Consider the following 24,415-nt stretch of genomic DNA (forward strand, 5'->3'; position numbering starts at 1 on the left):
CTGTCCGGGATTCCGTGTCGGAGCCTGTCCCCTCTGGGGCCGGCAGGTACCGGGCCTACTTGCCGATCTTGTGGATGGTCTCGTTCAGACGGTCTCGGACGGGTGCCGGTGGGGGTGTCCTCGGCCCGGCGTTTCCATCGGTGGCCCGATGCGGGTCGAGGTCTTCGAGGCGCGCGATCGCGGCGTCGAGAGCGGTGGGGTCCTCGGCGTCGAGGGCGGCGTTCATCGCGGTGAGGATCTCGCCGGCCTGATCCCAGGATGCCCTGCTGGCTGTCCAGGCCAAGACCGCCTGCAGCAGATCCCTGGTCTCCGCCCGGAGCTGGTCGTCGATGGGCAATGCCGTCAGCCTCCTGAACCGTGTAGTTTCGCCCGGACGGCCTCGGCCTCCGGGTGCGACAACGACTCGAGAACGGTCAGGGCCTGCTCGCGCCATCGATGCGCGGTCGCCTCGTCGCCGGTCGCCAGATACTCGTCGGCCAGGTTGTCCATGGCCTGTGCCTCCCAGAACCGGTCGCCCAGCTGGCTGTCGAGCTGCCGGGACTGTTCATGGTGGGCGATCGCGACCGCGTGGCGGCCCAGCTTTCCTTCGGCACGCCCAAGATGACGCAGGATGTTCGCCCTGCCTTCGCGGTGACCGATGCGGGTGTAGAGATCGAGGGCCTGCGACCCGTCCGACAACGCTTCCTCGTACTGGCCGAGATGGCACAGCTGGATGCTGGCCGAGGTCAGGCAGTCGGCGACGGCCAGCGGCTCGGCGCCCCGGGCCGGATCGTCGCCGCGGAGTGTGCCCGCCGCCGGCCCGGGCTCGTCACGGGCGAGTGCCAGCGCCTCGCGCGCGTGGTGGAGCGCTTCGGCGTAGCGCTGTTCGGACTCGAGGACGCGGGCGAAGGACAGGTGGACCTGGCGGGCACCGTCGTCGTCCCCCAGCTCTTCGAACTCGGCAAGCGCCGTGGCGAGCAGCGGGTGGGCCTCGCTCTGGCGACCGAGGCGGGCGAGCGCGTCGGCCAGCTTGCGCCGGGACGCAGCCCGCGCGTGCCGATGCCCCGCCCTGTCGGCGGCTTCGGCGGCCATGCGATGCACCTCGGCGCGCTCGGTACGCCGGCCGGTCCGGCGAAGGAAGACCATGAGCGCCCAGGCGAGCCGCCAGGCGTGGGATTCGAAGCCCTCCGCCGCAGCGATCTCGACCATCGACAGGAGCACGGGTAGCTCGGCCTCGAACCAGGCCGTCGCATCGTCCTCGGTCACGATCGGCGGCTGCGGCCAGCTGGCCGATATGGGTGTCTCGTCGGTGGCCGCCAGGGTGCCGCCCGCCGGGGCGACGTCCGCGGCCACGGGCACCGGCTCCGCGCCGGCCGTCGGCGGATGCCGGTAGCTGACCCACGGCTGGGCGGCGGCGTCGGCCGCCTGCGCGGTGGCGAGGTAGTAGTCGAGCAACCGCCCCAGTGCCGTTCTGGTCTCTGCGGCATCCAGGCCCGCCGCGAGTTCGTGGGCGAACCCGCGCAGCAGGTCATGCGACGTGAACCGAAGAGACCGGCGTTCATGCTGGTGTTCGTGCTCGGTGAGCAGGTTCGCCCCGGTCAGCGTCCGGAGGGCTCGGCCGGGAAGTTCGTGCACTCCGAGCAGCGCCGCGCACGCGTACTCGTCGATGTCCGGACCCGGGTGAAGGCCGAGAAGCGCGAACAGATTGGCCGCCGGTGGGCTGAGGGATTCGTACGACCACTTGAACACCGTCCGCAGGTCCAGATCGGCCTCGTCCGAGCCCAGGACGTCGAGCCGGGAACGAAGGTCGCGAAGGTCGGTGACCAGGCGGCGGATCGCCTCCCGGGAACCGTCATCGGCGCGGGCACCCGCGATGGCCAGCGCCAGCGGGAGATAGGCGCACTGTCCGGCAAGCTCGTCGAGTTCTGGCCACACGTCGTCGCCAGGTGCGCGAAGCCGCCTGGCAAGCAGCGCCACAGCGTCGGAACGGGGAAGAAGCCCGGCAGTGATCCGGACAGCGCCGTATCGAACCCTCAGCCCCTCCAGCTCGGAGCGGCTCGTGACAACCGTCAGACAGGTCGATGTTCCGGGCAGCAGGGGGCGGACGTCGTCCGCTGATCGCGCGTTGTCCAGAAGGACGAGCATGCGACGCCCGGCGAGCAAGCTACGGAACAGCGCCGCCCGCGCTTCCAGCCGTCCTTTCGGATCCCGATCATCGGGGATCGCGGCTGGTCCCACCCCCAGGGCTTGTAGGAAGCCGCGCAATGCCCTGTCCGGATCCAGCGGTACCCCGGGGCCGAAACCGTGCAGGTTCACGTACAGCTGGCCGTCCGGATAACGATCCGCGACCTGGTGTGCCCAGTGCACCGCCAGCGCAGTCTTCCCCACGGCTGCGGTGCCGTCGACGGTGACGACAGTGGTCGCCGGCTCGCCGGTCGGCTGCGCAATGAGTGCTTCGAGGGCCGCCAGCTCGGCCTGCCGCCCGACGAAGCCGAGGATTCCCGCGGGCAGTTGGCGCGGAACGGGGTGTCGCAATGTGGCGTCGGCGCTGGCCGCATTGTTCGTCACGGCGGCCAAGGCAGTCTGCGAGGGCGCATCCGGTCCAGCCGGTCGGCCCGATCGGGACTTCGGCCGCCCGGCATCCACCCACCGACGGCTCCGTCGCAGTTTCCTGGCGACATCCACGCGATCGCGGAGCCTGCCAAGCTCTCTGCTCTCCGGGGCGGCGACTTCGAACACGAAGAGTAGACGGTCAAGTACAAGGGTATCCGGGAGTGCCGTCCCCTTGAGATAGGCGTACAGGCTGCTGCGGGAGACGCCGATCTGTTTGGCCTGCGTGGACCGCTTGAAGCGGCGGCCGCGCCGCCGCTCGGCGTCCAGTATTGCCTGGTTGAGCTGAGTGACGAACAGCTTGGCCGGACCCGGGTCTGCCTCGACCTCGTCACCCACCACATCCCCCTCGCTGCGCGTCGGCAAGGTACGCGACGGCCGCCGCTTTCCAGAGTATTCCGGCGTTTTCCCAGCGGCCGGGCGGCCAGCCGCCAACTGTGTTGCTGTTGTCGTGATCGGCGACGGGAGTTGGAACAGTGCGGAAAGTCGACAAGAGACCTACATGGCTCCCTGTGATGACGGCTATACTCATCGTTAGCGGCATGCTCGTCGGTGCCTGCTCGGACGAAGGCGGATTCACGGGCTTCCCGACAGGCGGTCGGCCCACCCAAGCGGCAGGCAGCCGGCCCGCTCAGACGGCGCCCTTTGCAGGTCAGGGAGGCGAGCCTGCCTCGGCGGAGGGCTTTCAGCCCGCCCTGGCGCCGCCCGCCGACCCGACCGCCCTCGTCGGGAACTGGCTGTCGGGCAACGGCAGCAAGTCCGCCGGTTCGACCTACACGGAGTTCCATCTGACGCTGCGGGCTGACGGCACCTATGCCAGTGTGCTGTCCCAGGTTGCGTACACGTCCGGCAGTTGCCACCCGGGTGTCCTGTCCCAGGCGGTCGGCACCTACCGGGCCAGCGCCACGACTCTCACGTTGGCCCGCCAGGCCGGGCGCTTCTACCAGGGCAAGATTCCCTGCCCGGCCAGCGGAGGAGACTCGCGGCGGCTCGGAGCGGGCCAGGACACCTATCGCTGGAGCATCGAAACCTCCGCCGCGGTGCTGACGCTGGCGCTTCCGAACGGCACCGGGTACCGGTTTGTCCAGACCTCCCACGCGGCAACCCCCCGCCTCGGATAGGTGCCCATGCGACGCACCCACCGGCCACGATCCGTCTCGTTCCTCCCCCGACACACAGAAAGGACATCTGGTCGTGAACAGTGCCGATGACAATCCCGTCGTTATCGACGCCGGCCGTGACACTCCCCCCGCCAATGGTGGCGAGGTCACCCTTCAGGAGCCGCAGCCGAAAGGCAGAGGCGGGTGGCTCCGTGTGGCTGCCAGCGCCTTGATGGTGACCGCCGCCGCGGCAGGCTGGGCGGCCATGGAGGCGCGCCGCGAGGATGAGGCGCGCCGGATGAAGGAAACGGAGGAGGCCGCACGACAGCGCGTCACGCGCGCTACCGCCAGCACACGCGCCGCCGTCAGTTCGCCGCTACCCACGCGGCGGTACGACCCGGCAGCGGCTGAGCGCGCCAGGATCGCGGCCGGGTGGGAGGACGCGCGGAGGAGAGCACAGACCGACGCGCTGATGGCCATCAACGCGGCAAATCCATACGGCTGGGTCTCGTTCTAGGGCCACGGCCGGCCTGCTGCACTGGTGCCGCCACCTGGTGCTTTCCCCGACGGTGGGCAGGACGACCTCGCCACCGCGCTGCGTCTGCTCGAGCCCGTCTGCCGGGCTCGACCGGACGTGGTCCCCGACGAGGTGCGCGACTACTTCATATGCCCATTTCTCCTGTTCTCCTGTTCGAGCCGGCTCGACCCGATGGGCGGCGACTTCAATGCCGCGCCAGCCTCCGGTCGGTCGCCGGACAGATCCCGAGAACGTCGGAGCCCTGTTATTCCGAGATAGTAGACATACGTTCTCTCACCCGAGGCCGGCAGAGAAGGGAGCCGCCACAAGTGAACGCGGCACGGGACGCAGTGGAGTCGGTTCTGGAGCCGGCCTCCGACCACGTTCCGCGGTACGTTCTCTACGGGGCGTACGGAACCAGCCTGGCTAGCAACGACGAGGGCGGCATCGACCGCCTCGGCCTCTATCTCGATGCCGCGGGAATACCCAACGGCGAGATAGCGCGCATCGGCGGCATCCGGATGAGCGGGGTGACGATCTACGCTGCACTTCGATCCCTGCGATGGCAGCCGGTAAACAAGGCGGACTGGGCGAGCGGCGGGGTCTTCGTCGAACCGACCGGCGACGTGAACGATATCACCTACTTCAGCCTCTACCGCATGCCCCTCAAATGGTTTTAATGATCATGCTCGACGAGTGCCACATCGACCCTCGCAAGTACGAAGAGACCGTCCAGATCCTCATTGACCGATGGCACGCACTCGAACAGGAGAGAAGACTAGATCTCAGCAATCAACTCTACGGACGCATGCTGCTGTTCCGAGGCCGGACTCCCACTCGCCCGGACAAGCAGCGAGAAGACATCGTCTGCTTCACGTCCCCTTGGACCCTCCGCGATGTTCACAAGAACTCGGACGTGGCGGAGTCAATGCTAAATGAACGTCCTTCGCGATGGCTCTACGGCGAGAATCCGTGCGAGCCGTTCTTCAACCCACTGAATTATCGCTATGCCCGCGTGATGGTCGAAGGCCTCATGCATCTGGGCATGGACGAGAAGACGGCGATCCAATACGTGGTCGGGATCAGGGGCAACGTCTCCCCCGACTCCCAAGCGCACATCGCCAGTTCACCCGTGACCATCGAGGAGTACAAATCGGCCATACAATCACTGGCCATCCAGGACTGCGTTCCGACCGTGACTCCCTAGAAAGCAGAGATTACGCGTACCGCCCCCACCTCAATCGGAGTGTTGCGTCCGGGCTCCGGGGTCGCCGCAGCGGTGCTATGAAAGGGGGCGCGTAGCGACCCGGGGAACGAGGGGGACTGGGGTGCGGGACGAGCTGCTGGGCTCGGTGCGGGCGAGGCTGGACAGGTTCGCGACTGGGCATGATCATGTCGCGGTGCTCGAGCCGTCGGCCGTGGCGGAGGCGGCGGCGCTGGTGGCGTCGGTTCCGCAGCCGATGTTGGATATCGAGGTCTGTCATGCGGCCGGCCTGCTGCACTGGTGCCGCCATCTGGTGCTTTCCCCCGACGACGGGCAGGACGATCGCGCCGCCGCGCTGCGTCTGCTCGAACCCGTCTGTCTGGTTCGAGCAGACGCGGTACCCGACGAGGTGCGCGACCACTTCGGCCGGGGCCAGCAGCCGGCGCAGGATGGCCCCGAGACCTGGGTCCGCCAGGCCATGGATTTTCTTCAACGCGGTCTGCAGACCAATGATGTGCCCGCTCTCGACGCCGCCGTGGACCTTTTCCGCCGGGTGCTGGCGGCCACCCCGGATGCTCGTCTCGACCCAGCGGCCGTGCTGTCGAACCTGGGGATCGCTCTGCACACCCGCTTTGTGCTGACCGGGGTGCTGGCCGCTCTGGACGGCGCGGTCGACGCCTGCCGGCAGGCCGTTGAGGTGACCCATGCTGATCACTCCGACTATGCCGGACGGCTGGCGAACCTCGGTGTCGTCCTGCAGAAGCGCTACGAGCGGCTTGGGAAGATCACGGACCTGGACGCTGCGATCAAGGCCCACCGCGGGACCCTCGCGGCGATTCCCGCAGATCATCCCGCCCGTGCGGGCATGCTGTCGAACCTCGGGACCGCCCTGCGCACCCGGTTCGAGCGGCTTGGGGCGCTGGCCGATCCGACCGATCTGGACGAGGCGGTCGACGCCGGCCGTCGGGCCGTCACCATCACTCCCACCGGTCACCCCGATCGCCCCGGCATGCTGTCGAACCTCGGGAGCGCCCTGCAGACCCGGTTCGGGCGGACCGGGGAGCTCGCCGACGTGGACGATGCGATCGCCACCGGCCAGGAAGCCGTGACGATGGTCCCCGACGGCCACCCCTACCGCGCCATGTACCTGAACAACCTCGGGGTCGCCCTGCGTGCCCGGTTCGTGCGGACCGGGGTGCTGGCCGATCTGGACGGTGCGGTCGACGCCTGCCGCGAGGCCGCCAGGACGACCCCTGCCGGTCTCCCCGACCGGGTCGACCGGCTGTCGAACCTCGGGGCCGTCCTGCGTACTCGGTTTGCGCGGACCGGGGTGCTGGCCGATCTGGACGACGCGGTCGACGCCTGCCGGCAGGCCCTCAAGGCAGCCGACGTCGATCACCCCTCCCGCGCCGCGTATCTGTCGAACCTCGGGGCCGCTCTGGGCACCCGGTTCGGGCGCACTGGCGTGTCGGCCGATCTGGATGACGCGGTCGACGCCTTCCGGTACGCCGTCGCCGCGGCCCCGGGTGATCATCTCGATCGCGCGGCCATGCTGTCGAACCTCGGGGTCGCCCTGCAGACCCGGTTCGGGCGCACCCGGGTGCTTACCGGCGTGGACGACGTGGACGACGTGGACGAGGCGGTCGCCGTCTGCCACGAAGCCGTCGCTGCGACCCCCGCCGGTGACCCCGAGCGCGCTGGGCGGCTGTCGAACCTCGGGGCCGCGCTGCGCTCCCGCTTCCGGCTGACCGGGGTGCTGGCCGATCTGGACGGTGCGGTCGACGCCGGCGAACAGGCCGTCGCCGCCATCGCCGCCGGTCACCCGGACAGCGCCATGTACCTGGCGAACCTCGGGATCGCCCGACGGACCCGGTTCGAGGAGACCGGGGCGGTCGCCGACCTGGAACGTGCGGTCGAGGCCGGGCGGCAGGGCTTCGGCATCGTGGCTGCCCCGCCGCGGGTGCGGGCCCGGGCGGCGCAGGTATGGGGCGGTGCCGCGGCGGCGGGGGGCCGCTGGGCGGCGGCGGTCGACGGGCTGGCGGCGGCGGCCGGGCTGCTGGAGGAGCTGGTACCGCGGGAGCTGTCGCGGGCGGACCGGGAGGGGCTGGTCGCCGAGGTCGGTGGACTGGGCGCCCAGGCAGCGGTGTGCGCGGTGCGCGCAGGTGAGCCGGGCCGCGCGGTGGAGCTGTTCGAGCAGGGGCGGGGGGTGCTGCTGGGGCAGGCTCTGGACACCCGGCGGGACCTGAGCGATCTCCACACCGCCGACCGGGTGTTGCACGACCGCTTCGTTGCGCTGGCCGCCGACCTTGACCGGCCGGCGGCGGCCGGCGCCGCCTACGCGGCACCGCTGGGCGACCTGGGCGGCCTGGGCGGCCTGGGCGGCCTGGGCGGCGAGGTGGGCCGGGTGGACCAGGCAGAGTTGATCCGGGCCAGGCGGGTGTTGCGCGAGGAGTTCGACGGGCTGGTGGCACGGATCCGCGGCCTGCCCGGCTTCGACGGGTTCCTGCGGCCGCCGCCGCTGGTGGAGCTGACCCGGGCGGCAGCCGGGGGCCCGGTCGTGCTGGTGGCGGTCTCCCGGTTCGGCTCGTATGCGCTGATGGTCACCGAGACCGGGGTCGCCGAGCCGGTGGAACTGGCCGCGCTGACGCCGGACGCGGTCGAGGAGGAGGCCGCGGAGTTCCTGGACGCCCTGGCCGCGACCGAGGACATCGAGGCCGGCCCTGACGGGCGGGAGCAGGCGCAGCAGCGGCTGTCGAAGACGCTGGTCTGGCTGTGGGACCGGCTCGCCGGCCCCGTCCTGCACCACCTCGACCAGCATGCGCTGCTGCCAGCCCCGCAACCGCCGGCCCCGGACCGGCCGGGCGGCCTGCCGCGGCTGTGGTGGTGCGTGGCCGGGGCGCTGGCGTTCCTGCCGGTTCACGCAGCGGGCCGGCACGACACTCGATCCAGCCCCCGCCCGGCGACGGTGACCGACCGGGTCGTGTCGTCCCACACCCCGACCCTGCGGGCGCTGATTCACGCTCGCCGCACCGGCGGCGCCGCGGCGGCCGGCCGCGCGGATGCGTCCGCCAGGCAGGTGCTCGCGGTCGTGATGCCGCGCACCCCCGCGCCTGTCGACGAGCCGGGGGCCGACGGATCAGGAGCCGAGAGGCCAGGATCAGCCGCCGACCTCGACCTCCCCAGTGCGACGAACGAGCTCGCCGCCCTGCACCGGCATCTGCCGGGCCGGGTCCGCGAGCTGGTCGGCCCGGACGCCCGCTGGGAGACGGTGCACACCGCGCTCCCGGACGCCGCCTGGGCGCACTTCGCCTGCTACGGGCACAGCGATCTGACCGCCCCGTCGTCGAGCCGACTGCTTCTGCATGACCACCGGGAACGGCCGTTCACCGTCGTCGACGTGTCCCAGCTCCGTCTGGAGGCGGATCTCGCCTACCTGTCGGCCTGCTCCACCGCCCAGCCGGGCCTCCGGCTTGTCGACGAGGCGATCCACCTCGCCTCGGCGTTTCAGCTCGCCGGCTACCGGCGCGTCCTCGCCACCCTGTGGCCGGTCAAGGACCTGGTCGCCACCCGGGTCGCCGATCAGGTCTACGCGGCCCTGACCGGCGCCGAACCGGTCGAACCGGCCGTCGCCCTGCACGCCGCCACCAGACGGCTCCGTGGTCGGCGGCCGGAGTATCCGTCCCGGTGGGCCGCGCACATTCACAGCGGCATCTGATCGCCAAGCCGTGCCGGTGGTGACGTCAGCGGGTGGCTCCGCCCGGCTCTGGCAGGCCGAGTGTGGTGAGTAGGTGGGTGACGGCCGCCGCCCACGTTCGTCGTTGCCGCAATGTCCGGCGGACCGACTCCGCCCGCGCGAACGCGGCGTCGCGGTTGCGGAGGACCTCGTGGATCCGCCGTCCCCACGTCGCGGCATCGTCGTCGTCGTTGCGGACCGGGACGACGAGCTGGTCGGCGTCCGGGCCGGGAAGTACCTCCCGCAGTAGCTCGCCGAGGCCGCTGCGGGCACTGACCAGCACGGGGGTGCCGGCGACGATCGCCTCGACGCCGACCAGGCCGAAGCCTTCGGCGCGCGACGGCATCAGCAGCAGGCTGGCCCGGCGCAGGTCCCGCCCGAGCCGCTCGGAGTCGGGCAAGTAGTTGCGTACCGTCACGGCGAGCGACGGCCGTCCGGACCATTGCAGCACCTGCTCCCGGATCGCTCGGGCCTGCCCGGGCGGCGCGCCACGGAGCAGGAGCTCGACCGGTGGGTCCGCCGGCCCGCGCAGCCCGTCCGCGTGCCCGACCGCGCGGGCGGCGATGTCGAGGCCCTTCACCTGGGTGTCATCCAGGCGGCCGAGCACCAGCACCTGCGGCGTGCCGGGCGGTGGTCGCCGTCGCGGCTCATCGGCGACGTCGAAGCCCGGGTCGAGCCGGATGGGCTCGGGCGCGTGGTCGAAGACCGACAGCTCCCGGCAGATCCACTGGTGCAGCCGCGGGCCGACCGCGAGCACGCCGGCCGCGTCCTTGCTGAGCAGGAGCTGGGCCGTCGTGCGGTTCTCGGCGAGGGCTCCGATGTCGATGTCCTGCTCGTCGCGCCACCAGTCGCTCTCGTCCGGGGAGGTGTGAACGACGTGCAGCCGGCGAGCCTTGGGGAAGTGGTCCTCGGTGACCGCCTTGGCATGGGCGCCGGTGATCCGGCCGTGGCCGATGACGATGTCGGGCACGACGTCGGCGGGTAGCGGTGGCTTGCGCATCAGGACGTCGGGCCCCATGGCTCCGGGCACGGCCTGGGCGTCGAGGAGCCGGACTCCCGCACGCGCGGCATCCGCCTGTTCCTCGGGCGACGATGTTGGGACGACGCAGTAGACGGTGACACCGGCCGCGGACAGCGCGGCGCACAGATATCGGTTCAGCGCGGTGATACCACCTCGGCCGGGGAGCCACTCGTCCGCGAGGACGAGCACCCGTAGGGAATCGTCGTGGCCGCCGATGCTGCGGGTGGGCTCGTGGCCGTGGCCGGCTTTCGCCCGGTCCGGCTGCTCGCCGGGTGGCGTGGTGAGCAGTGCCGCCGCAGCGTCCAGGGCCTGCCGCCCACCGTTCAGCGTCTCGTCCGCGTAGTACAGGTCGTCGTCGAGCTGCTGGACGAACCAGCCGGCGAGACCGCGGTCGTCGGCGAACAGGCCGAGGTGGGTGTTCGCGGCGTGCTCACCGCTGGGTTCCGGAGGCGCGGGCGTCGGCACGTAGCCGGCGAGGTTGGCGGCGGCGATCTCGACCGTGCGCCTGAGCTGTCGTACCTGAGTGATCGCCGCGCCGAGGTGGTATGTCTCGACACGAAGCCGTGCGATCTGGTGCTGAGCCTCATCCGCCGACGGGAGACCCGCGCTTCCGGCGTCGTGCCCCGTGTCGGCATTCGTGCCCAGGCGCCCGTCCATCAGGGAGACCACCGCGGCGGCCGCGCGGTCGGTCGCTGCCCGCAGGCCGCGCAGGGGTTCGCCCCCGGCCCAGACCCGCAGGTGGTACCGGAGCTTGGCCGCGTGCATGAGGTAGCGGGCGAACGGTGTCACGGCGGCGTCGCCGCCGCGGATCCAGGTCCAGGCGCTGAGCTCGGCGTCGCGGTCGTGCGGCGCGACCACCACCAGCCGTCGGCGCAGCCGGGCGTCGTCATCCCGCTCGGCCTCCCAGACCGCGAACCCGTCCGCTGCGGCGACGCCGTGGCCGTCGAAGTCCTCGGCCGCCGACGGCGCGGGCAGCAGCAGCCGGCAGGCCGCGCCGAGAATCGGCGTCGGCTCGGCGCGCGCCGGTGCCGGATCGGCCAGCCGAGCCTGGTAGATCTCGGCCACGCCGAGCAGCCCGTCCGGGACGGGTTCGCTCACCTGGGCCCACCGGTGACGCAGGTCGACCCAGCTCGGCATCGACTCGGGCGGCGGCGCGAGCACCACCGACAGGCACAGGACGTCGTGCACCCGGCGCAGCAGGCCCTGGAACACGCCCGGACCGGCATGCCGCCGCGCCGCGATCGGCTCCTCGACCTGGGCGGCCACCGGCCGGTGCCGCTCGGGTGGCTGCCGGGGCAGGCCGAGCGTGTCCATCGGGTGCCACATGCCGAACTGGTCCCCGCAGGCGTCCCAGACCCGGCGCAGGTAGTCGTACGCCTCGGCCGCGTGCTCGCCGCCGACCGGGGCGAACACGTGCACCACGAGTTCCGGCGCGATCAGCGGCCCGGCTGGGGCGGGTCTCAGGTTCCCGTCTATGCCGTCCCCCGGGTGTCGTTGGCGGAGACGTTCGCATTCCAGACAGTTCTAGCGCTTTCCAGGATCTGGAGTTGCTGGACCGGAAGGATCCCGGGAACAGGACGCCGAGGCTGATCACGGCGGTCAGTACGAGCAGCCATTCGAGCAGCATTCTTCCCCACCGGCGGGCGCTGACGGACGGTAAACCCCAGCCATGGCGCCGGGACAGCCAGCACGCGGTCGCGAGCCGCGGGTCAGCGCAGGACGATGTTGACGAGGCGGGGCGGTCGCACGACGGTTTTCGCGATCGCTCGGCCGGCCAGGGCGCGTTGGACCGCCGGACGTTCGAGGGCGAGCTGCCGCAGCTCGTCGGCCGTGACGGTGGTCGCAACGGTGAAGCGGTCCCGGAGCCTGCCCTGTACCTGGACGACGGCCTCGACGGTCTCGTCGGTGAGAAGCGACGCGTCGACGACGGGCCAGGCCGCGTCGGACACGGACGGTTCGTGTCCGAGGCGTTCCCACATCTCCTCGGCGGTGTAGGGGGCGAACAGGCTCAGCAGGACGGCGAAGGTCTCGACTGCTTCCCGCACGGCGGCCTCTCGGGCGCCGAGGCCCGTGGCCAGCGTCCTACGGGTGACGTTGAGCAGTTCCATGACGCGTGCCACGACGACGTTGAAACGGTCCGCCGCCAGCAGCCCTTCGATGTCGCGCACCGTCCGGTGAACCGTCCGCCTCAGGTCGTCGCCGCCGGCCGGCGCCGACGGTGGGGACGAGGGGGCGGGCAGCGAGGTGGCGGGTCCAACCTCGTCGGCCAGGCGCAGCGCCCGGGCGAGGAAGCGTTGCATGGCTGCTGGTGACAGGTCGGCCCAGTCGATGTCGTCCTCGGGCGGCCCGGCGAAGACCATTGCCAGGCGCACGGCGTCGGCGCCGTACCGGTCGAGCTGTTCACCGAGCTTGACTCCGTTGCCCAGGGACTTGCTCATGGCCCTGCCACCGTTGATCACATGGCCCTGGTTGAGCAGGGTGGCGAACGGTTCGACGACGTCGACCATGCCCAGGTCGTGCAGGACCTTGGTGACGAACCGGCTGTAGAGCAGGTGCAGGATCGCATGCTCGGCTCCTCCGACGTACTGCGCGGCGGGCATCCACCGCCGAGCGTCCTCGGGTCGGAACGGGACGTCGGTGGCGTCGGGTGAGCAGTAACGCAGGAAGTACCACGAGGAATCGACGAAGGTGTCCATGGTGTCGGTGTCCCTTTCCGCGGGGCCGCCGCACGCCGGGCACGGTACCTCCACCCAGGATCGCGCGGCGGCGAGCGGGGCCACGCCTCGCGGCAGGAGCTCGCTTCCGCACAGGTCCGGCAGCCGCACCGGCAGCTCGTCATCCGGCACCGCCACCTCGCCGCAGCGCGGGCAGTGCACGATCGGGATCGGCACACCCCAGTACCGTTGGCGGGACACCAGCCAGTCGCGCAGCCGGTAGGACGTGGCCGGCTCGCCATGGCCGGTGGCCTCAAGCCACGCGATGGCCTGCGCCGCCGTCGGCCACCTCTCGCCTGGAGGCGTTTCGCGCAGGCCGTGCGCGCGCGCGAAGGCGGCATCGCGCTCGTCGCACGCGGGAACCCCCATGACAGCCCCGGTTCCAGACCTCGGCAGCACGTAGTCGGCCGCCCAGACGGGCAGCCGTTCGCCGGTCACGGGATGGGCGACCCACGTTCCGAGGAAGACGCCGGTCTTCTCGCGGTTCACGGCCGAACGGGCGATGTCACCGGCCGCGGCGGCCCTGTCCCGGTACCGCAGCAGCTCGTCCGCCCGGTCCGCCGCGCACAGCGTGGCCGCGAGCCCGCTCTCGGGCGCGACGACGAGGAACGTGGCTGCGGGCAGCGTGTCCGGACGGGTCGTGAAGACCTCGACCACCTCGCCGGCGCAGGTCCCACCGGTGCTCAGGACGTCGAACCGGACGCGTACGCCTTCGCGGCGACCGATCCAGTTGCGCTGCATCGTCAGGACCCGTTCGGGCCACCCGCCCTCCAGCTGCGTCATGTCGTCGAGCAACCGGTCGGCATAGGCGGTGACGCGGAAGAACCACTGGGTCAGATCACGACGGCTGACCTGTGCGCCGCACCGCTCGCAACGCCCGGCGACGACCTGTTCGTTGGCCAGGACCGTCTGGTCCCGCGGGCACCAGTTCACCGCCCCGGCGGCCCGGTACGCCAGTCCTCGCTCACGCAGCCGGAGGAACAGCCACTGCGTCCAACGGTAGTACTCGGGCCGATGGGTCTCCAGCCGACGGGACCAGTCGAAGGAAACCCCGTAACGCCTGATGGAACGCGCCTGGTCGGCGATGTTCTCCTCGGTGAAGACCGCGGGGTTCTCCCCCCGGCGGATAGCGGCGTTCTCGGCCGGAAGACCGAAGGAGTCCCATCCGATCGGATTCATGACGTCATAGCCGCGCAGCCGCCAGTAGCGCGCGACGACATCCTCCAGGGCGAACACCTCCGCGTGACCCATGTGCAGGTCACCCGACGGATAAGGAAACATCGTCAGCAGGTAGCGCCGCGTCGCCCGCCCGTCGTCCTGGGCGCGGAACGTCCCACGCTCCACCCACACTCGCTGCCACTTTGCTTCCACGTCCCGCGACATGGCCGGCTTGACCCTCATGGCCGTGCTCCTGCTACTCCTGATCGACCCCGGGCACGAAAAAGCCCCTCACGGGGAGGGGCTGCCGCGCCGAGTGTGCCCGATCAGGGAACCGAATCAGCGCGGCCAGGTAAGGAGCAGCGAAAAGCGCATGGCGCCAACGGTACCAGTGCCGCGGCCAGGAGTCATCTCGACGCCACGCCTTCCAGCCCCGTCCTCAGGCGGGTCCCGCCCGAGCTCAGGAACGTCTGTCCGAGAGCGCGGCGGTCACGTCCAGCGGCGTTGTCGGCCTGGTCCGTCACCTCGCCGGCGACGCCCGTCGCGTCGTGTCGGTGTGCACCGGCGCCACCATCCTGGCCTGCGCCGGCCTGTTGGACGACGCCGGGTCGCCACGCACTGGGCCACCGCGGCCCGGCTCGCCCGGGCCTACCCCGCCGTCGACGTCGACCCGAAGCCTCTGTACATCAAAGACGGGAACAGCTACACCGCTGCCGGCGTCACCAGCACTCTCGACGTCTCCCTCGCCCTCATCGCCGAGGACCACGGTTCGGCGCTCGCCCGCTCGGTTGCCCGTTCGCTCGTCACCTATCTTCAGCGACCGGCGAGCCAGGCCCAGACAAGCATGTTCGTCGCACCCGCCGCTTCCGAGAACGACCTCGTCCACGGCGTCATCGACTTCATAGCCGGTCACCTGACCGACGACCTCGCCCCACCGAACCTCGCGGCCAGAGCCGGGCTCAGCACGCGTCATCTCACGCGACTGTTCAATGCTCAGGTGGGCATGACCCCCGCCCGTTACGTTCGAGTTGCGCGCACCGAAGCCGCTCGTCTTCGAAGCACAGCCAGGCGCCTCGGTCGCCCGCCGTCCTTGTACCGCCGGCCACACCTGGTCCTTCCAGCCCGCCACCCGCGCCTCGAAGGTCACCGACCGGACGTGCCAGGTCACTGGCCCTTCCGGCTCACTCCTGGAAGATGACGCGCTCCCCCTCGCCCGCGGGCTCCTGGAAGTTGGCGAAGTAGCGTTCCAGCAGCTCATCGGAGACGGTGACGCTGTTCGCGTCGTTGCGCTGATTGCGGATCGCCAGTCGACGCCGGAGTGTTTCGAGGTCCGCCTTCAGGCGGACAAGTTCCCATCGGCATCCGTGGCTCTCGATCACGGCCTTGTATCGATCTCGGGTGGTCCGGCTCCAAAAGCTGTAGTCGATGACCGCGGGCACCTTCGCCTCCAGCAGGCGGATCAGGTCGTCCCACAGTTGCTGCTCGGCCGTCGACTTGAGATGCTCGTACTCCGCCGGGTCGAGTTCAGCCCCATCGCGGCCGGTCCATATCCACACAATCTCGTCGATCGAGAGTCGGGTGTAGCCGCGACGCTCAAGGGCCCGCGCATACGTACTCTTGCCCGAGCCAGGCAGACCGCACATCATCACGACGAGACCGCGCTCCGTCCCGACGAGGTCCGGCAGAAGATCCGCTTCGCCCATGAGGGCGAGACTACAAGATCTTGACTGGTCGGGTTCTCTGTCTGGTTGATAACGCCCGGCGTACCCACGTGCCGGCCGGCGGCGGGTCTGTCGCGAGCATGAGATATCCGGACGGTGGTGGGTTGTCCCCGGCGGCGCGCGCCGGCGTGCTCTTCCGAAGCGGTTCACGTGACGGCACTTCGGTCGCCCGAGCTCTGTAGAGGGCCTGATCGGTCAGCCCGCGTCTTCTCCTCGCGGGCCGGGCACCCGGGTTGGCAGATGTCCGCGCCATGATCATCAACATGCCCCGAGGCAAGGTGCCGACGCCGCGCACGTGGTCGCCGCGGTCAACGCCGCACGCGACCGCGAGGGCGAGGTGTACCGGACGGCGCACCTGGACTACTGGGGGCCATTGGAGTTCCGGTCGAGCACGAGAAAGCGGTGTGGGGTAGCCATGGCGCCCAGTCTCGTGCCGTTGCCTGCTCGGCATGAGCGCGCAAGGGCAGCCCTGGGCGTCGTGACGATCACGGTGGCGTTGGGGCCATGGGCGCCTCCGGGTTCGCGGAGCACGTGACCGAGCTCAGGGCCGCCTCAACCCACCTCGTCGTGGTGACGGCATGTCAAACGGTCCGCTCCGGCCACAGGGGTTGAATTCGCGCGATAGTGGGCTTCGAACCCGTGGATGTCGCTGCCGGGTAATGCGAGGCGCGAACAAGCCGCTAGCCACGCAACGTAGCGAAAATTCCTCTGTCGGATCTTGCGGTGTCACCAGGAATCGGTGATCTATCGACAGCTATCTACATTCTGTAGTCGACCAACTACACCCTGGTGCCCCCAACGGGATTCGAACCCGTGCTACCGCCTTGAAAGGGCGACGTCCTGGGCCGCTAGACGATGGGGGCGCGGTGACGACCACAGCCGGAGCAGAGCAACCGCTCCGCCACATCGTCGATCGTCTGAAGCACTGCAAGCATAGGGGATGGCCAGGGCGGGCGACAAACCCGTTCGCGCCAGGTCCGGTCAGCGCAGGCCGGCGGAGTGGGCGCGCAGGGCCGGGCGCGGGTCGGCCCAGCGGTAGCGGGAGTGGAAGAACGCGCGCACCGGCCGGCCGCCGATCGCGATCGAGTGGGTGATGCGCACCGCCTGCGCGCCACCGCCGGCGTCGGCGAGGTCGAAGGACATCGTGACGTCGTCGGCCCGCTCCAGCGGCGTGTTCGGGTCGTAGACGCGCAGGGTCACCGCCGTGTCGACCTGGGTGTAGGCGTAGGCGAGGACCTGGTGGTTCAGGCCGAGTTGCAGGGGATCCGCCGAGTGGACGGTGATGATGCCGATCGGGGCGAGCCGCCCGGAGTCGAGATCGAGCCGGATCCGTGGCCATTCGTCGGCGAGGCTGCGCCGTCCCACACCGAGGCGGCCCAGCGCGCTGCCGGGCCGTCCCAGAGCAGAGCCGGGACGGTCAGAGGTAGAGCCGCGACGGTCCGGCCGGCTCGTGCCGGGCCACCACGCGACCCCGGTGCGCGGCCGTGGGTAGGCGTCGGCGCCCCGCATGAGCCCGTAGTACCGGGCGACGCCACGGGGAAGGTCGAAGCTCGCCAGCAGCCGACGCACGAGGTAGCCGTACAGCGGGGAGCCCCGCCGGGGCGGCTCGGCGTCGGGCGGCGCAGCGATGCCCGCCTCGAACAGGTCGCGCACCGCGAAGATCATTCCGCCGCACAGGCCGCGGCTGGCGTCCCCGATCCCGATGCCCCAGGGCATCCCGGGCAGCCGCAGGGCCAGCAGCGGCTGGACGTCGAAGCTGTTCGTGAACCGGAACGCGCTGCCGCCGGGCAGGAACCCGGGTACGGCGGAGCGCGCCACCCAGCCCTGGGGGCGGTCATGGTCCATGGCGCAGCCCCTCGCCCGACCCCACACCGCCTGGGCTGGCCAGGCGGCGGATGTCGGTCATCGGTCGGTGAACGGCCGCCAGGCCGTGGCGGCCCGTCCGACGCCTTCGCCGCGTACGACGAGGCCGGCGGACGGCCCACCCGGGCCGTCCGCCGGTTCCCCAACAGGCCCACCCTGCGCCCTCCCGGTGCTCAGGTGGTCCTTGACGCGGACGTCGACGCGAACCGGACTCCGCCCGGCGGCCTCCCCGCCGTCCGGGCAGCCCGGCATCCGGATCTTCACACTTCCTTTACGTCGGGTGGCCCGAAGGTGGGGGCCCGGACCGGCCGACTGTCCGGTTCACAGTGGACGGACAGCCTTCGGACCTTCGGCCCTATTCCACGGGGTCGGACCACCGACACCCTCGCACTGGCGGTGGATGCCGCCCGGGCGAGGGAAAGGGGATGTTTCCGGCTACGCGCCAGGTCAGCGCGATCTAGATGTCGCCTCCGATGCTCGGGACCCCCTTCAGCAGGGCGCGCACCTCGGCCTCTCGGTACCGGCGGTGCCCACCCAGGGTCCGAATCGACGTCAGCTTGCCGGCCTTCGCCCACCGGGTCACGGTCTTCGGGTCAACCCGAAACATCGTGGCTACCTCGGCGGGCGTCAGCAGCGGCTCGGCGTCCGGCGTTCGTGTCGTCATTGTGTTGGCCTCCCGTCACAGAGCGTCGCTCCGTCCCATACAGATCGTGCATCCTTCGGGGGCATTTCGGACATGGCACGTCAGGACCATCTGCTGACTAGTCACAGCTCGTCCGAAGCGGACGGCGACTCTCGGTTAACGGAATGCGTCGATCAGCTTGCGGATTCCCGCGCCTGCAAGGGTCTCCACCTCATCAGGACCCGTTCGTAGGCTTCGACCGCTAGGTCTGTTCGCCCACGGCGTAACGCGCTGACAGCCTCGACGATGTCCTCTACCGAGCTGTCGCGCCGAAGCATGTCATCGTCGAGCAGGTCAACTAGCCCGTCGTAGTCCAGTTCGACCCTGCTCTGCGGATGGAAGGACCCCAGCCAACGGGCCAGATCGCCGATGCCCTCGACCGCGGGGGCGTCGCCCGCGCCCCCCCGCAGCGCCTCCACCGCCTCCACCGCTCGGCTCGCCCGGCGCCGGGCCAGGCTCATCGTCGTCCGATAGATCATCGACCGCTCGGCGGTGTCCCCGGTCACCAGCGACCGCTCGGCCGGGTCGAACAGCAGGAACCACGGCGGCGGGACCATCCAGGTGCAGGTCTGGACGTGGACCTTCAGGCTCGGCCGGCGGGCCTTCCAGCGGTCCAGCTCGATCTCGGCCGGCTCGGTGATCCGCCGCGGCAGGAACGCCTCGGCGACCCGCTCGGGCATCAGGCCACGGAACTCCAGCGCCGCCTGCCACACCCGCAGCTGGGTCGACCACGGGCAGACGAACATCAGCCCGTCGATCCACTGCACGAACGCCGACTCGTCGGCCACGTCGAGGGTCGGCCGGACGGTCGCGACCAGGGCGACGACCCGCTCCCGACGCGAGCCGGCCCGCCGGGACGGCGGCCCCGCGGCGGCGTAGCGCTGCCAGCGCCCGCGCTCGGCGGCCGGGAAGGCCGCGAGCGGCTCGTACACGCGCAGGTACGCCGCAGGCGAGACAACAGCCATCTCAGCTCCCACTGACCGCGTCCGACCCGGGCGCCGGGCGCGTGGAGGCGGCGCGACGCCCATCCCGCAGGGCGAGCCCGGTCACGCGCCGGACAGCCGCGGACGACACCCACGCGGATGCCCTGGAACCTGGCATGCCTCGATCCTGGCACGTCCGCACGCAAGCCGTGCGCGCTACCGGGGCCGTAGGGTTCGCCAGGACCCGGCCGCCGCCGCCGCCCGCGCCCAGCCGGCCGCCGACCCGCAGGTCCGCCGGGCGAACGGCGCCGCGGCGGTCCGGGTCTCAAGCCGGGTCCGTCCCCCAGGAGGTGCGCCATGACATCGCTGTTCGGTGCCGTTCGCGACCACGAACAGGTGCTGCTGTGCTCGGACCAGCGTGCCGGGCTACGCGCGATCATCGCGGTCTACTCGACCGCGCTGGGCCCCTCGCTCGGGGGCACCCGCTTCCACCCCTACGCCGACGACGACGACGCGCTCGCCGACGCCCTGGCGCTGTCCCGGGCGATGGCCTACAAGGCCGCCTGCGCGGGCCTGGACCTCGGCGGCGGCAAGGCGGTCATCATCGGCGACCCCGCCCGCGACAAGTCCGAGCCGCTGCTGCGCGCCTTCGGCCGCCACATCGCCTCGCTGGGCGGGCGCTACATCACCGCCTGCGACGTCGGCACCTACGTCGACGACATGGACGTCATCGCCCGCGAGACGCGCTGGGTGACCGGGCGCTCGCCGGCGTACGGCGGGTCGGGCGACTCCGGCGTGCTGACCGCCTACGGGGTCTTCGAGGGCATGCGCGCCGCCGCCCGGCACCGGTGGGGGACGCCGGACCTCGGCGGGCGCCGGGTGGGGGTCAGCGGCGTCGGTAAGGTCGGCCGCCGCCTCGTCGGGCACCTGGTGGAGGACGGGGCCTCGGTGATCGCCGCGGACGTCGACCCGGCGGCCCTGGCCCGGGTGCGCGCCGAATTCCCGACCGCGCAGACCGTGGCCGACCCGGACCAGCTGTTCGATCTCGACCTCGACGTCTACTCGCCGTGCGCGCTCGGGGGCGTGCTGAGCGCCGAGACGGTCACCCGGCTGCGCGCGGAGATCGTCTGCGGCGGGGCCAACAACCAGCTCGCCACCCCCGACATCGGCCGCCGGCTCGCCGACGCCGGGGTGCTCTACGCGCCCGACTTCGTCGTCAACGCCGGCGGACTCATCCAGGTCGCCGACGAGATCCAGGGGTACTCGCCGGAGCGGGCCCGGGCCCGGGCGGCACGCATCTTCGACACCACCGCGGAGGTCTTCCGCCTCGCCCGGGACGAGGGCGTGGCGCCGGCGAAGGCGGCCGAACGACTCGCCGAGCGCCGCATGGTCGAGGTTGGCCGGCTGCGGGGGATCCTGCTGCCGTGAGTCACACGGCCGGCCCCCGACGCCGGGCCACGGCACGTCCGCGCAGGTCAGAACGGCCGGGAGAACGTGACGGTGCGCACACCACGGCGTGGCGGGTCGGGCTGGCGGCGGGCCGGTGAGCGGCACCGATCCCCCACTCGAACCCGCCGGACAGCAGGCTTCACGGAGCGCTTCCGATCGTGGACATCTTGTCCGAGGACAGGCAACTGTCGGGTTGGCGTGCCGAGAAGCCTCCGGTCCCTGTAGTCTCGGGAAGCACGAGACAGTGAGAGCACCGGGGCGGGTCCCCGTCGTCATGTTCGAGGGGGTCGAGCCATGGGGCGCGGCCGAGCTAAGGCCAAGCAGACGAAAGTCGCCCGCGAGCTCAAGTACAACTCGCCCAATATGGATCTCGACCGATTGAAGGCGGATCTGGGCGCGGGCTCGACGCGCGAGAACAACAGCGACGACGTGCATGTAGATGACGATTACGGATACGACGCTTACGCAGACGACGAGGATGATCGCCGTTCCTCCCGCTGACGCAGCGTCACGTCGGTAGCCGTCCCGCCGCGGCAGGCTCACCCCGGCGGTCGTCGCCGATGGTGGTCGTCCGGGCTTCGGCCCGGACATCCACCGCCATATCGTGCTGCCTCCGTGCACGCGCGATCACACTGGTTGGCATGCCTGTTCGCGGTGCGCGACCGAGAAGCGCCGCGTGTGCGGCGCCGCTCGCGTACGCGCCCCGGGGTCACGCGGCCCGTCCTCGCGCGCGGGCGCACCCTGCCCGCAGCGACTCGCGCGAGCGGCTCAGCCCGGGTGCCGCCCGCGCGGCTCAGCCCGGGTGCCGCCCGACCAGCCGGGCCCGGACGGTGGCATCCGCCCCCGGCTCGCCCGTACCCGCCTCCCCCACACCGGCCCCGCCCGCGCCGAGCTCACCGCCGGCAGGGGTCCCACTGGCCGCGGTACCGATCTCGCCGACGACCCATGAGGGCACCTCCCGCTCCGCGAGCAGCGCGAGCGCCTCGGGGACGACACCGGCCGGCAGCACCGCCACCATGCCGATGCCCTGATTGAAAGTGCTCTCCATGTCCGCCTGGGCCACCGCGCCGCGCTCGGCGAGCAGACCGAAGATCGGGGGCACCGCCCAGGACGCCCGGTCGAGGGTGGCCACCAGGCCGGCGGGGATCACGCGGGCGATGTTCGCGGCGAGGCCGCCGCCGGTGATGTGAGCGAAGGCGTGCACCTCGACCGCCGCCGCCAGGGCCAGACAGTCCCTTGCGTAGATGCGGGTCGGGGTCAGCAGGGACCGGCCGAGTGTGTCCCCCAGCGAGGGGACATATGACCTCAGACCCGCCGCAGCGGTTTCGGAGACCCCACCGGGCTGGCCAGAATCAACAGGACCGAACAAGATGTGCCGTACGAGCGAGAAGCCGTTGGAGTGGATGCCGGATGATGCCATCGCGACCACCACGTCCCCGGGCCGGACTCGCTCCGGCCCGAGCACGCCGTCGGCCTCCACGACCCCGACCCCCGTCGCGGCCAGGTCGTAGTCGTCGCTACCCATGAGCCCGGGATGCTCGGCGGTCTCGCCGCCGACCAGCGCCGCCCCGGCCTGCTCGCATCCGGCCGCGATTCCCGAGACGATCTCCGCAATCCGCGCGGGCACCAGGGACCCGCAGGCGATGTAGTCGAGCAGGAACAGCGGCTCGGCACCGCAGACGACGAGATCGTCGACGACCATGGCGACCAGGTCGATGCCGACCGTGTCGTGCGCGTCGAGGGCGCGGGCGAGTGCGATCTTGGTGCCGACGCCGTCCGTGGACGAGGCGAGCAGCGGCTGCCGGTAGCGTGCCGTGTCCAGGGCGAACAGGCCGGCGAACCCGCCCAACGAACCGACCACCTCGGGCCGCGTCGCCCGCGCCACGTGCCTGCGCATCAGCTCGACGGCCCGGTCCCCCGCGGCCACGTCGACCCCCGCGGCGTGGTACGAGGCACCCCCCACCGGCGTCGGGGTGGCAGCCCCGGCCGCGATCCGCTCGGCGCCGCTCATGCCGGCCTCGCCCCGGCCGGCTCGGGCCGGTGAGCGCCGCGGCGCTCCGCCGCCGGCGGCGGGTCCAGGCCGGGCCCGGGCGCCCGCCCGTTCTCCCCCTGGGTCACCGGGCCGTCGCCCGCGCGGGCCGCGGGGCCGGCGCTGTCGGCCAGGTCGACGTCATCATGGTCGTCCGGGGACGGATCGGCCCCGTTCATGCCGAGCGTCACCTCCCGGCGCATCGCCTCGGCGATCATGTCCGCGGTCGTCTGAACGCCGGCCATCGGCTCCAGGCGGTGCTTGCCGAGCTTGTCGGACTCGGTCAGCGGCACCGGGTAGATGCCGTCGAAACAGGCCCGGCACAGGGCCTCGGCCGGTTGGTGGGACGCGGCGACCAGACCCTCCAGCGAGACGTAGGCCAGCGAGTCCGCGCCGAGCGAGACGCGGATCTCCTCGACGCCGGCGTCGCTGGCGATGAGCTCGGCGCGGGTGGCGAAGTCGATGCCGTAGAAGCAGGGCCAGCGCACCGGGGGTGAGGAGATCCGGATGTGGACCTCGGCGGCGCCGGCCTCGCGCAGCATCCGGACCAGAGCCCGCTGCGTGTTCCCGCGCACGATCGAATCGTCCACGACGACCAGGCGGCGGCCCTCGATGACGTCACGCAGCGGGTTCAGCTTGAGCCGGATCCCGCGCTGGCGGATCGTCTGCGACGGCTGGATGAAGGTGCGGCCCACGTAGGAGTTCTTGACCAGCCCCTCCCCGAACGGGATGCCGGACTGCTCCGCGTAGCCGACCGCGGCGGGCACCCCGGACTGCGGCACCGGGATCACGAGGTCCGCCTCCACGGGCGCCTCGCGGGCGAGCTGGCGGCCCACGTCGACCCGGGTGGCGTGCACCGAACGGCCGGCGATCGCCGTGTCCGGGCGGGCGAGGTAGACGTACTCGAACAGGCAGCCGTGCGGATCGGCCCGAGCGAAGGTGCGTGACCGCACCCCGGTGGCGTCGATGACGATCATCTCGCCGGGCTCGACCTCGCGGACGAAGGTCGCGCCGACGATGTCGAGGGCGGCGGTCTCGCTGGCGACGATCCACGCCCCGTCCGGGTGTTCGGCCAGGCGGCCGAGGACGAGGGGATGGATGCCGTGCGGGTCGCGGGCCGCGTAGAGGGTCGAGGCGTCCGAGAAGACCAGCGAGAAGGCGCCGGCGAGCCGAGGCAGCACGGCCATCGCCGCATCGGCGAGGGTGGGCCCGGGATGGTCGGCGAGCATCGCGGTGATGAGGTCCGAGTCGGTGGTCGCGCGCAGCCTGTCCCGCCCGGCGTCCAGCCCCTGCGCGAGCTCGACGATGTTGGTGAGGTTGCCGTTGTGGCCGAGCGCGATCGGGCCGCCGAAGCGGGCCGTGCGGTAGGACGGCTGGGCGTTCTCCCAGGTGGAGGAGCCGGTCGTCGAGTACCGGGTGTGCCCCACCGCCACGTGGCCGCTCAGGCTGGACAGGGTGATCTCGTCGAAGACCTGGGCGACGAGCCCGAGCTCCTTGAACACCACGACCGTCCGGCCGTCGCCGACCGCGATGCCGGCCGCCTCCTGACCGCGGTGCTGCAGGGCGTACAACCCGTAGTAGGCCAGGTTCGCCACGTCCTCACCGGGCGCCCAGACGCCGAAGACGCCACAGGCGTCCCGGGGACCGGGGTCGTCGGACAGCTCGGACCCCGCTGCGGGGGTGGCGCCAAAGCGGGCGGCGACGTCTGGCAC

General features: G+C 71.4%; 18 protein-coding genes and 1 tRNA gene. 8 read left to right on the forward strand and 11 right to left on the reverse strand.

What is annotated here, in order from left to right:
- Window positions 1–55: 55 nt before the first annotated feature.
- A complete protein-coding gene (locus FRAQA3DRAFT_RS22405) occupies window positions 56–337 on the reverse strand; it encodes a CATRA system-associated protein (RefSeq protein WP_009741331.1) in 282 nt (93 codons plus the stop codon).
- Window positions 338–342: 5 nt separating this feature from the next.
- Window positions 343–2,547 (reverse strand): tetratricopeptide repeat protein, encoded by a 2,205-nt coding sequence (locus FRAQA3DRAFT_RS22410; RefSeq protein ID WP_232292150.1) that lies wholly within the window; start codon window positions 2,545–2,547, stop codon window positions 343–345.
- A 584-nt stretch (window positions 2,548–3,131) separates the two neighbouring features.
- Here FRAQA3DRAFT_RS22410 and FRAQA3DRAFT_RS22415 point away from each other — a divergent pair.
- The 5 genes from FRAQA3DRAFT_RS22415 (at window position 3,132) to FRAQA3DRAFT_RS38165 (ending at window position 9,125) form a co-directional block, all read left to right on the forward strand.
- Window positions 3,132–3,710: a hypothetical protein gene (locus FRAQA3DRAFT_RS22415; RefSeq protein ID WP_035921335.1), complete on the forward strand. Its 579-nt coding sequence runs from the start codon at window positions 3,132–3,134 to the stop codon at window positions 3,708–3,710.
- Between the two features lie 73 nt (window positions 3,711–3,783).
- On the forward strand, window positions 3,784–4,206 hold the full coding sequence (locus FRAQA3DRAFT_RS22420) for a hypothetical protein (RefSeq protein WP_009741334.1): 423 nt from the start codon (window positions 3,784–3,786) through the stop codon (window positions 4,204–4,206).
- A 329-nt stretch (window positions 4,207–4,535) separates the two neighbouring features.
- On the forward strand, window positions 4,536–4,886 hold the full coding sequence (locus tag FRAQA3DRAFT_RS22425; protein ID WP_009741335.1) for a hypothetical protein: 351 nt from the start codon (window positions 4,536–4,538) through the stop codon (window positions 4,884–4,886).
- Window positions 4,886–5,413 (forward strand): hypothetical protein, encoded by a 528-nt coding sequence (locus FRAQA3DRAFT_RS22430; protein ID WP_009741336.1) that lies wholly within the window; start codon window positions 4,886–4,888, stop codon window positions 5,411–5,413. Before FRAQA3DRAFT_RS22425 ends, FRAQA3DRAFT_RS22430 begins: the two co-directional genes overlap by 1 nt.
- 121 nt (window positions 5,414–5,534) lie before the next feature.
- Window positions 5,535–9,125 carry a CHAT domain-containing protein gene (locus FRAQA3DRAFT_RS38165; protein WP_009741337.1) on the forward strand — a complete coding sequence of 1,197 codons (3,591 nt, stop codon included), beginning with the start codon at window positions 5,535–5,537 and terminating at the stop codon, window positions 9,123–9,125.
- Between the two features lie 25 nt (window positions 9,126–9,150).
- Here FRAQA3DRAFT_RS38165 and FRAQA3DRAFT_RS22440 read toward each other — a convergent pair whose 3' ends face one another.
- Window positions 9,151–11,583 (reverse strand): CATRA conflict system CASPASE/TPR repeat-associated protein, encoded by a 2,433-nt coding sequence (locus FRAQA3DRAFT_RS22440; RefSeq protein WP_009741338.1) that lies wholly within the window; start codon window positions 11,581–11,583, stop codon window positions 9,151–9,153.
- A gap of 290 nt (window positions 11,584–11,873) precedes the next feature.
- Complete coding sequence (locus tag FRAQA3DRAFT_RS22445; RefSeq protein ID WP_009741339.1) at window positions 11,874–14,279, reverse strand: leucine--tRNA ligase; 2,406 nt, start codon at window positions 14,277–14,279, stop codon at window positions 11,874–11,876.
- A 313-nt stretch (window positions 14,280–14,592) separates the two neighbouring features.
- Here FRAQA3DRAFT_RS22445 and FRAQA3DRAFT_RS35375 point away from each other — a divergent pair, with 313 nt between their 5' ends.
- Window positions 14,593–15,234: a GlxA family transcriptional regulator gene (locus tag FRAQA3DRAFT_RS35375; protein WP_198286963.1), complete on the forward strand. Its 642-nt coding sequence runs from the start codon at window positions 14,593–14,595 to the stop codon at window positions 15,232–15,234.
- Here FRAQA3DRAFT_RS35375 and FRAQA3DRAFT_RS22455 read toward each other — a convergent pair.
- The 5 genes from FRAQA3DRAFT_RS22455 to FRAQA3DRAFT_RS22480 form a co-directional block, all read right to left on the reverse strand.
- Window positions 15,218–15,739, reverse strand: a complete 522-nt coding sequence (locus tag FRAQA3DRAFT_RS22455; RefSeq protein WP_009741340.1) for an ATP-binding protein — start codon at window positions 15,737–15,739, stop codon at window positions 15,218–15,220. The two genes, FRAQA3DRAFT_RS35375 and FRAQA3DRAFT_RS22455, sit on opposite strands and share 17 nt — an antisense overlap.
- 805 nt (window positions 15,740–16,544) lie before the next feature.
- Window positions 16,545–16,620, reverse strand: a tRNA-Glu gene (locus tag FRAQA3DRAFT_RS22460).
- A 118-nt stretch (window positions 16,621–16,738) separates the two neighbouring features.
- Window positions 16,739–17,602 (reverse strand): hypothetical protein, encoded by an 864-nt coding sequence (locus FRAQA3DRAFT_RS22465; protein WP_009741342.1) that lies wholly within the window; start codon window positions 17,600–17,602, stop codon window positions 16,739–16,741.
- Between the two features lie 475 nt (window positions 17,603–18,077).
- Window positions 18,078–18,284 carry a developmental transcriptional regulator BldC gene (bldC, locus tag FRAQA3DRAFT_RS22475; protein ID WP_009741343.1) on the reverse strand — a complete coding sequence of 69 codons (207 nt, stop codon included), beginning with the start codon at window positions 18,282–18,284 and terminating at the stop codon, window positions 18,078–18,080.
- Window positions 18,285–18,436: 152 nt separating this feature from the next.
- Window positions 18,437–19,267, reverse strand: coding sequence for a hypothetical protein (locus FRAQA3DRAFT_RS22480; protein ID WP_009741344.1), 831 nt, complete (start codon window positions 19,265–19,267; stop codon window positions 18,437–18,439).
- A 315-nt stretch (window positions 19,268–19,582) separates the two neighbouring features.
- Here FRAQA3DRAFT_RS22480 and FRAQA3DRAFT_RS22485 point away from each other — a divergent pair, with 315 nt between their 5' ends.
- Window positions 19,583–20,653, forward strand: coding sequence for a Glu/Leu/Phe/Val dehydrogenase dimerization domain-containing protein (locus FRAQA3DRAFT_RS22485; RefSeq protein ID WP_009741345.1), 1,071 nt, complete (start codon window positions 19,583–19,585; stop codon window positions 20,651–20,653).
- Between the two features lie 315 nt (window positions 20,654–20,968).
- Complete coding sequence (locus tag FRAQA3DRAFT_RS22490) at window positions 20,969–21,175, forward strand: DUF3073 domain-containing protein (RefSeq protein WP_009741346.1); 207 nt, start codon at window positions 20,969–20,971, stop codon at window positions 21,173–21,175.
- 292 nt (window positions 21,176–21,467) lie between these two features.
- Here the strand turns inward: FRAQA3DRAFT_RS22490 and purM are convergent, their stop codons facing one another.
- Together purM and purF are read right to left on the reverse strand one after the other, a co-directional pair.
- Window positions 21,468–22,685 (reverse strand): phosphoribosylformylglycinamidine cyclo-ligase, encoded by a 1,218-nt coding sequence (purM, locus tag FRAQA3DRAFT_RS22495; RefSeq protein ID WP_009741347.1) that lies wholly within the window; start codon window positions 22,683–22,685, stop codon window positions 21,468–21,470.
- Window positions 22,682–24,415 carry an amidophosphoribosyltransferase gene (gene purF / locus FRAQA3DRAFT_RS22500; RefSeq protein WP_009741348.1) on the reverse strand — a complete coding sequence of 578 codons (1,734 nt, stop codon included), beginning with the start codon at window positions 24,413–24,415 and terminating at the stop codon, window positions 22,682–22,684. Before purF ends, purM begins: the two co-directional genes overlap by 4 nt.

It is taken from the genome of Frankia sp. QA3 (assembly GCF_000262465.1).
Taxonomy (GTDB): domain Bacteria; phylum Actinomycetota; class Actinomycetes; order Frankiales; family Frankiaceae; genus Frankia.